This is a genomic window from Streptomyces sp. 150FB (assembly GCF_000818195.1).
Lineage (GTDB): Bacteria > Actinomycetota > Actinomycetes > Streptomycetales > Streptomycetaceae > Streptomyces.
Genome location: NZ_JTHL01000001.1, coordinates 2,950,098 through 2,964,265 on the forward strand (window position 1 = coordinate 2,950,098; position 14,168 = coordinate 2,964,265).

14 protein-coding genes are annotated in these 14,168 nt (G+C 71.7%); 11 read left to right on the forward strand and 3 right to left on the reverse strand.

Annotation, left to right across the window (positions count from 1 at the left end):
* Window positions 1–229 precede the first annotated feature (229 nt).
* Entirely contained in the window at window positions 230–2,188 is a 1,959-nt protein-coding gene (locus QR77_RS12445; protein WP_040021688.1) for an EAL domain-containing protein, read from the forward strand.
* 57 nt (window positions 2,189–2,245) lie between these two features.
* On the opposite strand, the gene QR77_RS12450 is transcribed toward QR77_RS12445, so the two are convergent.
* Window positions 2,246–3,214, reverse strand: coding sequence for a LysR family transcriptional regulator (locus QR77_RS12450; protein WP_052488699.1), 969 nt, complete (start codon window positions 3,212–3,214; stop codon window positions 2,246–2,248).
* Window positions 3,215–3,352: 138 nt separating this feature from the next.
* Here QR77_RS12450 and QR77_RS12455 point away from each other — a divergent pair, with 138 nt between their 5' ends.
* On the forward strand, window positions 3,353–4,786 hold the full coding sequence (locus tag QR77_RS12455) for an MFS transporter (RefSeq protein ID WP_040021690.1): 1,434 nt from the start codon (window positions 3,353–3,355) through the stop codon (window positions 4,784–4,786).
* A gap of 138 nt (window positions 4,787–4,924) precedes the next feature.
* A complete protein-coding gene (locus tag QR77_RS12460) occupies window positions 4,925–6,508 on the forward strand; it encodes an FAD-dependent monooxygenase (RefSeq protein WP_040021691.1) in 1,584 nt (527 codons plus the stop codon).
* A gap of 68 nt (window positions 6,509–6,576) precedes the next feature.
* On the opposite strand, the gene QR77_RS12465 is transcribed toward QR77_RS12460, so the two are convergent.
* The gene (locus tag QR77_RS12465; protein ID WP_040021692.1) at window positions 6,577–6,984 is read right to left on the reverse strand and encodes a nuclear transport factor 2 family protein; all 408 of its coding nucleotides are present in this window, start codon (window positions 6,982–6,984) and stop codon (window positions 6,577–6,579) included.
* A gap of 78 nt (window positions 6,985–7,062) precedes the next feature.
* Here QR77_RS12465 and QR77_RS12470 point away from each other — a divergent pair, with 78 nt between their 5' ends.
* From QR77_RS12470 to QR77_RS12485, 4 genes are all read left to right on the forward strand, one after another.
* Entirely contained in the window at window positions 7,063–7,455 is a 393-nt protein-coding gene (locus QR77_RS12470) for a VOC family protein (protein WP_040021693.1), read from the forward strand.
* Between the two features lie 73 nt (window positions 7,456–7,528).
* Complete coding sequence (locus QR77_RS12475) at window positions 7,529–9,637, forward strand: helix-turn-helix transcriptional regulator (RefSeq protein ID WP_040021695.1); 2,109 nt, start codon at window positions 7,529–7,531, stop codon at window positions 9,635–9,637.
* Window positions 9,638–10,195 (forward strand): helix-turn-helix domain-containing protein, encoded by a 558-nt coding sequence (locus tag QR77_RS12480; RefSeq protein WP_040021697.1) that lies wholly within the window; start codon window positions 9,638–9,640, stop codon window positions 10,193–10,195. It begins immediately after the preceding gene.
* 197 nt (window positions 10,196–10,392) lie between these two features.
* Entirely contained in the window at window positions 10,393–10,587 is a 195-nt protein-coding gene (locus QR77_RS12485; protein ID WP_173476298.1) for a hypothetical protein, read from the forward strand.
* Window positions 10,588–10,794: 207 nt separating this feature from the next.
* Here the strand turns inward: QR77_RS12485 and QR77_RS12490 are convergent, their stop codons facing one another.
* Window positions 10,795–11,202, reverse strand: coding sequence for an ATP-binding protein (locus QR77_RS12490; RefSeq protein ID WP_063798024.1), 408 nt, complete (start codon window positions 11,200–11,202; stop codon window positions 10,795–10,797).
* A gap of 294 nt (window positions 11,203–11,496) precedes the next feature.
* Here QR77_RS12490 and QR77_RS43460 point away from each other — a divergent pair, with 294 nt between their 5' ends.
* Genes QR77_RS43460 through QR77_RS12510 form a run of 4 tightly spaced genes read left to right on the forward strand, consistent with a single transcriptional unit; the run spans window position 11,497 to window position 14,125 of the window.
* The gene (locus tag QR77_RS43460; RefSeq protein ID WP_160310900.1) at window positions 11,497–11,859 is read left to right on the forward strand and encodes an STAS domain-containing protein; all 363 of its coding nucleotides are present in this window, start codon (window positions 11,497–11,499) and stop codon (window positions 11,857–11,859) included.
* Complete coding sequence (locus tag QR77_RS12500; RefSeq protein ID WP_040021698.1) at window positions 11,860–12,543, forward strand: response regulator transcription factor; 684 nt, start codon at window positions 11,860–11,862, stop codon at window positions 12,541–12,543.
* Entirely contained in the window at window positions 12,540–13,679 is a 1,140-nt protein-coding gene (locus QR77_RS12505; RefSeq protein WP_063798025.1) for a PAS domain S-box protein, read from the forward strand. Before QR77_RS12500 ends, QR77_RS12505 begins: the two co-directional genes overlap by 4 nt.
* The gene (locus QR77_RS12510) at window positions 13,676–14,125 is read left to right on the forward strand and encodes a response regulator transcription factor (RefSeq protein ID WP_052488701.1); all 450 of its coding nucleotides are present in this window, start codon (window positions 13,676–13,678) and stop codon (window positions 14,123–14,125) included. The genes QR77_RS12505 and QR77_RS12510 overlap by 4 nt, the downstream gene beginning before the upstream one ends.
* Window positions 14,126–14,168 lie beyond the last annotated feature (43 nt).

Below are 14,168 nucleotides of genomic sequence, written 5' to 3' on the forward strand. Positions count from 1 at the left end.
CGACACCCCGATGGATCACAGAAAGTCACAACCGATCAGGACGGAGTCGCCCGAGGCCAGAGGCGTGCAGAAACGATCGTCCCGCGACACACCATCAGCCCCCGCCGCACCATTCCGTGCGACAGAGCTGGAACGGCCACCCGGACAGCCTCTATGATCGGCACACTTTCCCTGGCAGACCCGTCCCCACCACCCCTTGTACGACACGACTGCACCGCGGGAGCGAGCCGTGAGCGGAACCTCCGAAGGACCGCGGCCTGCGGCACTCGCAGCGCCCGACAGCGCCCGCCCACCGATCACGGAGAGTCAGCCTGTCGGCAGAACTATCGCCGATACGCCCGACTACCGCGCCGCGTTCCACATCGCCCAACTCGCCATGGCCGTCCTCGACCACGAGGGCGGCATCGTCGCCGCCAACGAGTCCCTGGCCGAGCTGCTCGGCACCGACCCCGCCGCGTTACGCGAACAGCCGGCGGCCGACCTCGTCGACCTCGCGTCCGACACCCGCACCTGGCACGCCTACCGCGAGGTGCTGCGCGGCCGGCGCGCCCGCTTCCGCTGCACGCGCCGCCTCAAACACTCCGACGGCCGCGCGCTGTGGGCCGAGGTGACCGTGGCCCCCGTGCCGGAGAGCGGGAACGTCCTGCTCTCCATCACCGACATCAGCGACCGGCGCGAGCTCCAGGCGCGGCTGCGCCACCTCCAGATGCACGACCCGGTGACCCGGCTGCCCAACCGCACCCTGTTCTTCGAGCGGCTGTCGTCGGCGCTGGAGACGTCGGCGTACAGCCAGGCGTACGACCGGCCGTACGACGATCCGTACGAGCCGTACGACCCGGCCCCCGACCAGCCGCACGGCTTGCGCGACGACCCCGGCACCGACCGCGCCGGGGTTCCCGGCCGCCGTACCCTCCCGTCCTACGGGCATGGCAGAACAGGGCGGATCGGTCTCTGCTACCTGGATCTCGACGGCTTCAAGGCCGTCAACGACACCCTCGGCCACCGCACGGGGGACCGGCTGCTCGCCGCCGTCGCGAGCCGGCTCACCGAGTGCGCCGACCGCGACGGCTACACCCGTAACGGCGGTCATCTCGTGGCGCGGCTCGGCGGCGACGAGTTCGCGATCCTGGTCGAGGACTCCATCGGTACGGAGCAACTCACCGATCTCGCACGGTCCGTGCTCGCCGCGCTCCAGCTCCCCTTCGACCTCGCCGGGCAGCGGCTCTCGGTCTCGGCGTCGATCGGGGTGGTCGAGCGGTCGGCCGCCGGCACCAGCCCCACCGAGCTGATGCAGGCCGCCGACACCACGCTGTACTGGGCGAAGGCCGACGGCAAGGCGCGCTGGACCCTCTTCGACCCGGAGCGCAACGCGCACCGCATGACGCGGCAGGCGCTCTCGTCGACGCTCCGACCGGCCGTGGAGCGCGAGGAGTTCGTACTCCAGTACCAGCCGCTGGTGGGCATGGCGGACGGGACGGTGCGGGGCGTCGAGGCACTGGTGCGCTGGCAGCACCCGCAGTTCGGCATGCTCGCGCCGAACCGGTTCATCGGGATCGCCGAGGAGGACGGCTCGATCGTGCAGCTCGGGCGGTGGGTGCTGCGTACGGCGTGCCTCCAGGCGAGCCGGTGGCAGCGCGAACACCCGCACGAGCGGCCGCTGTTCGTCAGCGTCAATGTCGCCGTACGCCAGGTCTGGGACTCCGACCTGGTGGCCGACGTGGCGGAGATCCTCGCCGAGACCGGTCTCGCACCGTGCCTGCTGCAACTGGAGTTGACCGAATCCGCCGTGATGGGCTCGGCGGGCCGGCCGCTCCAGGCGCTCCAGGCGCTGAGCGACATGGGCGTACGGATCGCCATCGACGACTTCGGCACCGGCTACTCGAACCTGGCCTACCTCAGCAGGCTGCCGGTGTCCGTGCTGAAGCTGGACGGCTCGTTCGTACGGGGGTTCAGGTACGACGAGGGCGTCCACCCCAGCCCGGCCGACGAGATGATCGTCGAGGCCCTGGTCCAGCTCGCGCACCGGCTCGGCCTCACGGTCACGGCGGAGTGCGTGGAGACGGCGGGGCAGGCCGAACGGCTGGGGCGGATCGGGTGCGACACGGGGCAGGGGTGGCTGTACTCGCGGCCGGTGGCGCCGGAGCGGATCGCGGAGATGATCGCGGGGGGCGGGCGGGGAGGGGCGTGACGGGGACGGCGCGTCGTGGTGCGGCCGTCAGCCGGTTCGCGATCCGCTGGGTGACTGTCAGCCGGTTGGCTGTCTGCCGGTCGGCTCTCCGCCCGTTTCCTGTCCGCCGGTTGGCTCTCCGCCGGTCCCTTCGCCGCCGGTTCTGACGGCGACGCAGGCGCGTACGAACTCCTGCACGGCGTCCGGTACTTGGTTCGCCTTGGGCCACGCCACCCCGACCCGCGACGGGCCCACGCCGGTCACCGGGCGGTAGACCACGTCCGGGCGACGGTAGAAGCGGGCGGTGGCCTCGGGGGTGAGGCTGATGCCGTAGCCGTTGGCGATGGCGTTGAGCCACTCGTCGGGGTTGTGCGCCACCGCGCCGATCGTGACCGGACGGCCCTCGCGCTCGTCCTTCGCCAGCCAGAAGTCGCGCCACCAGCCTGACGATTCGGGAGTGGCGACGTACGGCTCGTCGAGCAGCTCGTCGAACGCGATGATCTCGTGATCCGCGAGGCGGTGGGAGGCCGGCAGGCAGACCCAGCGGTCCTCGGTGATGAGCACCTCGATCCCGAAGGCGTCCTGCCCCGGGCAGGGCAGCCGCAACAGCGCGGCGTCCGCCTCGCCGGACGCGAGACCGGCCGTCGGGTCGTCCCAGGCGGTCTGCCGCATCTGCACCCGCCAGCCGGGCCGGCGCCGGGTGAACTCCGCGATGATGAGCTGCGTCAGCTCGTTGGCCGCGCTCGCGACAAAGCCGACGCGCAGCACCTGCGCCGAGCGCGCGGCCGCACCCTTCGTACCGCGCAGGGCCCAGTCCCAGGTGTCCAGTACGGCGGGAGCGCACCCGGCGAGAGCCGTGCCGGCCTCGGTGAGCGCCATGCCCGTACGGGACCTCACGAACAGCGGCACCCCGACCTGCGCCTCAAGTTGCTTGATCTGCTTGGTCAGCGCGGGCTGTGAGATGAACAACCGCTCGGCGGCGCGCGTGAGATGGCCCTCGTCGGCGACCGCGACGAAGTAGCGGAGCAGCCGGGTGTCGATGTCCATGCCGTCAGGTTATGGAAACGGGTATTGGACCGGGGCGCCGGGGCGGTCGCAGGCTCGGAACATACCCCCCTCGCATCACCGACCTCTCGCCTCCGTCTGTCACTTCTCGCCTGCTGGGCGGCCTACCGAAAGACACCGATGAACGGATCGACGAACACCCGGACACCCGACCGGCCGGCCGCCGCATCCCCGGAAGACTCGTCCGGGCTCGGCGCGCGCGGCCGGCTGATCCTGATCACCCTGTGCGGCGCGACCTTCATGACCGGCGTGGACTACTCGATCGTGACGGTCGCGCTCCCCGAGATCGGCCGCGATCTGCGCTTCGCCTCCGCCGCCGACCTCCAATGGGTCGCCACCGCCTGCCTGTTGCCGACCGCCGGACTGCTGCCGCTCTTCGGCCGGCTCTCCGATCTGGTCGGCAGGCGGCGGCTGTTCACCCTGGGCGCCGCGCTGTTCGGGGCCCTGTCGCTCCTCGCCGGGCTGGCACCGACGCCCGGTGTGCTGATCGCCGCACGTGCCGGGCAGGGCGTCGCCGCCGCGATGGTCGGGCCGACCGCGCTCGCGCTGATGACCGCCGCGTTCCCCGAAGGCCCCAGGCGCACCAAGGCACTTGGCATCAACGGCGCACTGCTCTCGCTCGGCTTCGTCGTCGGCACCATCGGCGGCGGGCTGATCACCAGTGGCCTGAGCTGGCGCTGGACGATGCTGCTGCTGGCGCTGTTCGGCGCGGTCGTCCTGGTCGGCGCGCTGACGCTGCTGCCGGGGACCGGGGACGTACGGACCGCGAAGCGCCTCGACGTACCGGGCGCCCTGCTCTCCAGCGCGGGGCTGTTCGCCCTGGTGTACGGGATCTCGACGGGCGGCGCCGCCGGCTGGGCCTCGGCTCCGACGCTCGGGGCGCTGATCGGCGCGGCGGTCCTGCTGGCCGCGTTCCTGGTGGCGGAGTCGCGCCATGCCGACCCGCTGCTGCCGCTCGGGCTGCTGAACCGCCGTACGGTCAAGTGGAGTGCGCTGACCGGGCTGATCACCTTCTCGATGTGCGGCGGTACGACGCTGCTGCTCAGCCTCTACACACAGGACGTGCTGGGCTGGTCGCCGCTGGCCACCGGCTTCGGTTTCCTGGCCGAAGGCGCGCTGGCCCTGGCCGGCGGGACGGTGGCGGCGCGGGTGATCGCCCGGCGCGGTACGACCGCCACGATCGCGACCGGTCTGCTGATCCAGGCCGTGGGCACGGCGGGGATGGTGCTGCTGCCCGCCCACGGCGACCTGCCGCTGCTGCTGGTGACTTCGGGGTTGATGGGACTGGGTCATGTCCTCGCCGTGGTCGCCTTTGTCACCACGCTGACCTCGGGACTGCGGGACGACGAGCAGGGAGTCGCGGGCAGCATCGCGCAGATGCCGCAGTTCGTCGGGGCGATCGGGGTGGCGGGGCTGACGGCCGTTGCCTCGGCGAACGGTTCGCTGCTCGACGGGCTCCACACGGCGATGGGTGCGGCGGCCGTTGTCGTCCTGGCGGGGATCGCGGTGGCGGTGGTGGGGCTGCGCGCACCGGCTGGGGCGCGTACGGCCTGAGCGCCCGCCCCACCCTTGTGGAAAACATTACCGAGTTGCTATCTTTACTCAGTAACGTTTCCTGATGGCTCGCGCCGCGCCGCACCACACCGCGCCGAGCCGCACCGCACAGAAACAACGAGGGGATGAGGGCTGCTCATGACCGACAGGACCAGCGTGCTGATCGTGGGTTCGGGACCGACCGGGCTGACCCTGGCGTGCGATCTCGCCAGGAGGGGTATCGCGGTGAGGATCATCGAGAAGTCCCCGCGGTTCCCGCGCAGTTCGCGGGCGAAGGGGCCCAACAGCCGCAGTCTTGAGGTCTTCGCGGACCTGGGAATCGTCGACGCCGTTCTGGCGGCGGGCTCGGAGCCTCCGGTCATGCGCAAGTACCGGGACGGGCGGCCGATCGCCGACGCCCGTCCGTACGCGGGATCGAAACCCACGCCCGGTGCCCCGTACGACCGTGCCTGCCTCATCGCGCAGTGGCAGTTGGAGGAGATCCTGCGGGATCGGCTCGCCGAGTACGGCGTACGGGTGGAACTGGGCACCGAAATGGCGGAGTTGACCCAGGACGACGGCACGGGCGTGACCGCCACGCTCGCCGACGGCGGTCTGATCGAGGCGAGTTACCTGGTGGGCTGCGACGGCGGCCACAGCACGACCCGCAAGCTGCTCGGGATCCCCTTCGAGGGGAGGACCGCCGAGTCGCCGCCGGCTGCCGAACAGGCGGCTGCCGAACAGGCGGCCGCGGCGCGGGCAGCCGCCGAGCAGCCGATGGTCTGTGGTGACGTCGAGCTGACCGGGCCCGACCGGGCCTACTGGCACCAGTGGTTCGACGAGGACGGGGGTGTGATGCTCTGCCCGATCCCCGGGACGCCGACGGGGTGGTGGTTCCAGGCGGCCATCGAGAAGGACGCCGACGGCCGGCTCGTCGAACCGTCGCTCGACAGCTTCCAGCGGCTCTTCGACCGGCACGCCAGGATGCCGGGCGTCCAACTGCGCGACGCCACCGCGCTGTCGACGTACCGGGTCAACGCGCGGATGGCCGACCGGTTCCGCGTGGGCCGCACGTTCCTGGCGGGCGACGCGGCGCACGTCCATCCGATCGCCGGCGGGCTCGGCATGAACTCCGGTATCCAGGACGCGTTCAACCTGGGCTGGAAGCTCGCCCTCGTCCTGGCGGGGCAGGCAGGGGACGGGCTGCTCGACACGTACGAGGAGGAGCGCCTCCCGGTCGCCGCCTGGACCCTGGACATCACCTCGGGCCTGCTGACCACCGTGATGGAAGCGACGAGGAAGCCCGGCGGCGGGCTCGATGCGGTGATCACGCCCGAGACGACGACGCTGGGGCTCGGCTACCGGTGGAGCTCGCTCTCCCGCGAGCGCGACGGCCGGACCGTGCACGACGCCCCGCTGCGCGCGGGCGACCGCGCCCCGGACGCGCCGACCCCCGTACGCCTCTTCGAGGTCTTCGCAGGACCGCACTTCACCCTGCTCGGCCTCGGCGCCGACACGGCCGACGCGCTGCGGCGGGTGGCGTCGGCCGCGGGCGGCACCGTACGCGCGCACGCGGTGCCCGAGGAGGCGGAGGAGGCCCGAAGGATGTACGGGACAGGAACAGGGGCCGGGGCGGGCGGAGTTGGCGGGTCGCTCGTCCTGATCCGCCCGGACAACCATGTGGCCGTGACGGCGCGGGCCGACGACGCGCGGGGGGTGCTCGACTACCTGAGGGACCTTTGAGCGGACGGCCGGACCACGCCTGATCACGCCTGATCACGGCCACCGCGGCGGGTCCCTCCGGGCGGATGTCACACCTTTCCGCCCAGCGGCGCCCGCCGCGCGAGGACCTTCCGCCGGCTGATGCGCCACCCCCGCACGGTGCGCGAGACGGTGTCCTCGTAGACGACGCTTCCGCTCGTACCGTCCGCCCTGATCCCGATGCCCTTGGACCGGGCGCGCACCTCGTCGTCGGAGATCTGGCTGAGGATCACGTTCGTGACGTGGTGGCCGACGGGGTTCAGCTCGCCCATCGCGATCGACGCGTCCCGGATCGCGGCCACCCCCTCCAGCGATCCACCGCCCAGGTCACTGACGTCGTACACGATGTCGGCGGTGAACAGCTCGTCGAGCCGGTCCAGTTCGCCGTCGTCGATGAGATGCCCGTGGAGCGAGATCAGCTCCGTAACGGCCGTACGGTCCTCGGCGCTCAGTGTCATGTCGGTCCCCGTGGAAGAAGCGGCGCAACCGGGGAACTCCCCACTTACGCTTACGCGCCGGGAACTTACCATCACGCCATGACCGGCACCCGTATGACGATCAGGGATCTCATCATCGACTGCCAGGACCCCGAGCGCCTGGCTTCGTTCTGGGCCGAGCTTCTCGGCCGGCCGATCGGGGCCAGGACGGGCCCGTACGTCTGGCTCGTCCGGGACGACGGCCCGGGCCTGGGCTTCCAGCGGGTCGAGGGCCCGAGAGCCGGCAAGAACCGCGTCCACTTCGACCTCGCCTCGCCGGACCCCGCTGCCGAGCAGCAGCGGATCGAGGCGCTGGGCGGGCGGCGGCTGCCGGAGTACGCGGCCGGGGGCTTTCTCGTCATGGCCGATCCTGAGGGGAACGAGTTCTGTGTCATCCCGGAGGGATCGTTCGAACTCGACGACGACGGACGCGCGGATTACCTCAACCGCTGAGGAACCGCTGAGGAACCGCTGAGGCGCCTTTCGCGCTGCCGGCTCCGGATAGGCTCGGGAAGGGAGGTGTTCCATGTCCGAGCTGTTCGACGCGGTGGACGCGTTGATCGCCAAGAGGTCTGCGCTGCCGGCCCCCTCCGAGCGGGAACGGCTGCGGAAGGCGCACGGTCTGACCCAGACCGAGCTGGCCGACGCGCTGCGGATCCGGCGGGCGACCGTCGTCTCGTGGGAGAAGGGGCTGACGGAGCCTCGTCCGCCCCAGCGGGAGGCATACGCCCGGCTGCTGGACAAGCTGGCGGAGCTGTATCCGGCCGACGAAGCGCCGGCGGAGGAGCCGGCGACGCAGTCCGTCGCGGAGCCGGTTACGGAGCCCGCGCCCGTACAGCCCGAGCCGCCCGTACGGCAGGAGCCGCCCGTACGGGAGCAACGCGCGCCGAAACGCCCGGCCGGCGCCCCCGCGCGTACCCCCGCGCCCGCAGCCACCACCTCCGCCTCCACTCCCACCCCCACGCCCACGCCCCCCGACCCGCGCTTCGCGAACGGCCCGCTCGCCGTGCTGGACGCCGACGGGTCGGCGTACTGCGCGGGCGGCCTGGTCCTGGACTGCCCCGCCAAGGACATCCCCTCCGTGGTCGAGTGGACGTTGGCGGAAGCGCACCTGGGCGCGCCCCGGCTCCACCGTTCCGGCAGGGACTCCGACCCGCTGGTCGTGCTCACCGCCGGAGCCGCCGAACGGCTCGGTCTCCCCGCCGAGTTGGACGACCGGCGCGGTCTGCGGCTGTCCGAGGACCACAAGGTCGTCAAGCAGATCACCCGGGCCAAGTGGAAGCTGACCCGGCGCGGCTTCGGGCCCTGGGCCCGGATCTACCGGCCGGCGCAGAGCGGACGCCGCCACTGCGTCCAGTTCGCGATCCTGCCCTGGGGCGCGCTCGACACCCGCGCCTGGGGCGGCGCCGACCAACTGGCGCCGCCCGAACTGGCCCGCGCCCTCAGCGACTACGCCACCCGCGTCCTCACCCCGCGCGGCTCGACCGCCGTATCGGGCCTGGAGCTGATGACGGCGCTGCGCCCGCCGACCAGAGCCGTGAAGGACGAGGCCACCGACGCCTGGGTGTCGGGACCGGTGCCCGGATCGCTCACCGAGGCGGTGGACCCGGCGCCGCCCGAGGCCCCGGACGAACACCCCGTCGTCGCCCGGCTGTACCCGCGCCACCACCAGCGCACGCCGGACCAGGTCATCGACGAAGAGGCGTACGACTGGATCCGCGACCCCGAGCTGCTCACCGACGAGGAGTGCGCGCACCGCTTCGCTGTGGGCATCGACGTCAACATGGCGTTCGCGGCGGCGGCGAACCGGCTGATCGTCGGTACCGGTCCCGCCGTGCACAGGACCGCGCCCGCCTTCGACAAGAAACTGCCCGGCTCATGGCTGGTCGACCTGTCCCACATCGACATGGACCCGCGCCTGCCCAACCCGTTCACCCCGGGGGGCGGGCGCCCGGCGGGCCCGGCCTGGTACGCGACGCCGACCGTCGCCTACGCCGTGGAGCTGGGCCACGAGGTGCGGCCGGCCGAGGCGTACGTACGGCCGGTGAACGGCCCGTACCTGGACGCCTGGTACACCCGGCTGCGCGACGCCTACGTGGCCACGATGGACGAACTCGGCGTCCGGACCGGCACGAGCGAGGAGGAGTTCCTCGCCGCGATGGAGCGCCACAAGCAGGACGACCCCGTGCGGGTCGCCGTACTCTCGGCCATCAAGTCCACGGTCAAGGGCGGCATCGGCAAGCTGCGCGAACGCCCGCAGGGAGCCTCGTACACCTACGGCGAGCCCTGGCCGGCCCTCGAACGCCCCACCTGGCGGCCCGACATCCGCGCCGCGGTGATCTCCAGCGCCCGGATCAACATGCACCGCAAGATGCTCAAGCTGTCGACGGCGGGCCTCTTCCCGGTCGCCGTACTCTCCGACTGCGCGGTCTACCTCTCCGACGGCCCGGGGCCGCTGGACTTCCTGCCGCGTACGCCGGAGGGCAAGCCGCTGCCCGGAGGATTCCGGCTCGGGGTGTCGCCCGGCATGGTCAAGCACGAAGGCACGCAGGATCTGATGTGGACCGTGCGGATGCTCGACGAGGGGCACAATCCCGCTCGTCACATCAAGGGCACCGACAGTACGGGGGAGTAGATGGGCATCCTGGGCGACAGCCTCGACCACGCCGAGGAGCAGACGTTCACGCGCCCGATCCCCAAGTCGGCGCGGGCGCGGGTGAAGTTCCTCGTGAAGCACGAGCGGGGGTCGACGCGCGCGGTGGCGGAGCGGCTGGGTGTCTCGCGGCGCACGGTGGAGCGCTACCTCACGGGCCAGCTCAAACGCCCGCGCCGCGATCTCGCGTCGCGGATGGAGACGGAGGTACGCCGGGACTGGCAGCCGCGCGTACGCGACCGCGCCAAGAAGCGGGCGGCGAGCAGCGGCGGGATCGTCATCGAGACCCGCGCCCGCTTCGGCTTCACGGCGGCGCCGGGCAGCACCGACGACAGCCGTGTACGACGCATCACCCAGCACCTGGCCCCGGCGTACGCGGCCCGGCTCTTCGACGCCCAGGCGCGCGGCGCGAGTGAGGCGGAACTCAGGGGCATCGCCGCCGAGGGACTCCAGGAGCAGTACTTCAAGGACGGCGGCCGGCGCGCCCCCGACCTCGCCGTGGAGTTCACGGACATCGACTACGTCGAACTCGACTTCTAGGCGCTGTCCGGCGCTTGATCGTCACGTGGCTGTGACGGTGCGCGGAGGTGCCGGGCCGGGTCGCTGGGCATGCGTTTCGTGAGGCCTGTCGGGAGAAGCGCGAGATGAGGCTGCCGATCGCGGTGGGGGATTCTCGAAAGAACGCCCTTCCCGACCTGAGGCGATCAGCGGAGCGAGTGAATGCAGAGGTGGGAAACATGATCATTCTGGTACTGCTCGGCGTCCTGGTGCTCGCGGTCGGCGGGTGCGTGTGTGTGGTGTGGGCGGAGCGTGGCGGTCCCCGCTGGGTCCGCGCCGTGGCGACCATGACGCTCGTCGCGGGCAAGGTGGTGCGCCACTCCACGAAGAACAGGCGCCGGGATCTGAACGGGAGCAGCGGTGACGACGGGTAGGTCCTGTCCGGCGGATCTCCGTGGATCAGCCCGGGGCGTCTGGTGCGGTGGATCGCAAGGCGGAGGATCGTCCTCGTACTGGACGTACTTGGATGAGTCCGACAACGCGGCGAGGTGCCGTGCCGGGCGTTCCGGGCCCGCGAAGATCCGCCGGACAGGGTCTAGGAACGAACGAGCCGGGCCGGTCCGTCACCCGGCACGGCGGGACTACCAGGCCAGCTCCACATGAACCGTCTTGCCGTGCGGGCCCGGGACGACGTTCACCAGGTGGGCGAGGCTCTGGACGATGGGCCAGCCTCGTCCGCCCGTCCGGTCGGGGGTTCGGGGGCGCGGGAGGCTGGGGCTGGTGTCCAGCACGGTGATCCCGATGCCGCCGGGAAGCAGGCGGAGCTTCAGGGTGAGGGGGCCGGGAGCGTGGCGGACGGAGTTGGTCACCAGTTCGGAGATGACCAGCAGGACGTCGTCGCGAAAAGTGGTGCGGGCGTGCGGGACGTGGAGGCGGAGGAAAGCGACAGCGGCTGCCCGTGACTCGGCGATGCAGCCGGTGACGCCGTCGAAGTCCACGCACGCCTCCGGAAGACGGGCGTCGTGCGGAGTGGCCGGCGGGAGGTCCATCCCGGCTCCCTTTCCACTGGGGGTACCTCACCGCTGCCGGTGGCACCGTCGTGCTCCCGGGGCGCCTTCCCCTCGGCCATTCCCCCACACAGCAGAGTACTCAGCCGACGTCCACGGGTTCGCGTCCCCCACGTCACCCGGGTCCGCTGCGGGCCGTCGTGCGCTGACGCCGTACAGGACGCCGTAAAGACCGCCATGCGTAGTGGCCATCCGTTCGGGGAACCCTCGCTGTTCCCTTCTAGTGCAGATTCACTATTCTGTCCTAGTGCCCACCACCCAGGCAGGGACCTGCACATGAGAGACGACGTAACGGTGACCGATCCGTTGTTCCAGGTCAGCACCACACTCGACGGCGACATGCCCAGCCTCTGGCTCAGCGGCGAGCTGGATCTGGACGGTACCGGGAAGTTGCGTGCCGCCCTCGCCGACTGCTTCGCGCGGCGGTCCGAGTGTGTCGTGCTCAACCTGCGGGGCCTGAGCTTCTGCGACTGCGCGGGGTTGAACGTACTGCTGGAGGCCAAACTCACGGCGGATAGAATCGGCACCGAGCTGTGCGTGGAGGGGACCCGTCGGCAGGTGGCCCGGCTGCTCGCCCTCACCGGCGCCGACGAACTGTTCGCCGACAGTGCGCGGCGTCAACCACCAAGGACCGTCTGAATGCCTTCTCCTCCGCACACCGCAGCGGATACCGTGCCGCGCACCGCCGGTACGCACATCACCATCCTGCTCGTCGAGGACCACGACATGGTCGCCGAGGCGATCCGGCTCGCCCTGGACCGTACCGACGACCTGGAGGTGGTCGGCCGCAGCCTGTCCGTGAAGGACGCGCTGGCCGACGCCGCCCGGCTGCGCCCCGCCGTTATGGTGCTGGACCGGCGACTGCCCGATGGTGACGGCATCACCGCCATCCCCGCGCTCAGGGCCGCCGCGCCCGGCACCCGGGTGCTGGTGCTGACCGGCGAGGCGACCCCGGCGGTCGCCGCCGACGTCGCCGAGGCCGGCGGTTCGGGACTCATCCTCAAGGTCGGCAACCTGGGCGAACTCCAGGACGGGGTACGCCTGGTGGCGGCGGGCGAAGTGGCGTACAGCAAGGGCCTGCTCAGCGGGGCGCTGGACCGGCTGACCGGCCGGACCGTCGACCTGGGCGCCACCCTCACCCCGCGCGAGCGCGAGACCCTCGGCCTGCTCGGCGACGGCCTGGGCACCGCCGAGATCAGCCGACGGCTCGGTGTCGCCCTCAACACCGCGAGGAACCACGTCCAGCGGGTCCTGGAGAAGCTCGGCGCCCGCTCCCAACTGGAGGCGGTCGCCGTGGCCCGCCGCGCCGGCCTTCTCCGGTGACCGGGAACAGCCCCGGCGAACAGGGCCGTACCCCCGCCCCGACCGAGACGGCGTTCACCCTGCTGGTCAAGAGCGTTCTCGACTACGGCATCTTCATGCTCGACCCCAAGGGCTACGTCTCCACCTGGAACGCCGGCGCCGAGCGGATCAAGGGCTACCGCGCCGAGGACATCATCGGCAAGCACTTCTCGGTCTTCTACCCACCCGAGGACATCGCCGCCCGCAAACCCCACCTGGAGCTGGAGGCGGCCATCGCCGACGGCCGGCTGGAGGACGAGGGCTGGCGCATCCGCAAGGACGGCACCCGCTTCTGGGCGAACGTGGTGATCACCGCGCTCTTCGACGAGACCGGCGAACTGCGCGGCTTCGGCAAGGTCACCCGGGACATGACCGAGCGCCGCGCCGCCGAGCAGGCGCTCACCGAGCGCCGCCGCCTGTTCGCCCACCTGGTGCAGGCCCAGGAGCTGGAACGCCGGCGTATCGCCTGGGACGTGCACGACGACTCCATCCAGGCCATGGTGGCTGTCGGCATGCGGCTGGAGCTTCTCGCCGACCGGGCGAGCGAGCCGTACGCGAGTGAACTCTCCACGCTCGACGCGTCGGTGCGCGAGGCGGTGGGCCGCCTGCGCAACCTCTCCTTCCGGCTCCAGCCGCCCGGCATCGACCGGCACGGGCTGGTCGAGTCGCTGTCCCAGCACCTCAACGACGTGGTCACGGGCTGGGGTCTTGAGCCGTCGCTGGAACACACCCTGGAGAAGGAACCCGCCCCCGAGACCGCGATCACCATCTTCCGCATCGTCCAGGAGGCGCTGCTGAACGTACGCAAGCACGCCCGGGCACGCACCGTACGAGTCAGCGTCGCCGCCGGGAACGGCGGCCTGCTGGTCCGGGTGGCCGACGACGGCACCGGGCGCCCGGCGGTCGCCCCGACGGCACACGAGCACTTCGGGCTGATGGAGATGCGCGAGCGGGCCGAGACCGCCGGCGGCTGGTGGACGCTGCGCAGCGAGCCGGGCACCGGCAGCACCGTCGAGTTCTGGCTGCCCGACCTGCCGGCCGGCCGGCTGGACGAACCGCTGCCCGGCGCACCCGGCGGCAGCTTCGACTCCCGGACCGCCGCTGAGGGAACCCCGTGACCCGGCCCGCCACACCCGGCGGCCCCCTGCGGGTGCTGATCTGCGACGACAACGACATGCTGCGCGCGGTGCTGGCGGAGGTCGTCGACGCGCAGCCCGACCTCACCCTGGCCGGCAGCGCGGCCGACGCCGGCGAGGCGATCCAGCTCGCTGTCGCCCGACGGCCGCACGTCGTGGTGCTCGACCTGCGCTTCCCCGGCGGCGGCCCGTACACCGCTCAGCAGATCATCCAAGCGGTCCCCGGCGTACGCGTCCTGGTATTCTCGGCCTACGGCGACCGGGGCGCACGCTCCGAGATGGCCGCGGTCGGCATCGCGGGATACCTGGTCAAGGGCGTCAGCAACGCCCAACTGCTGGCCGAGGTCCGGGCCTTGGGCGCCGAGGCTCTCGCATCCACGGCCGCCGTCGCCGTCGCCGTCGCCGTCGCCGAGGAGAATCCGGCGTAACCGGCGTAACCGGCGGCCCGGGGGACCTGGCGGCCCGGCGGCC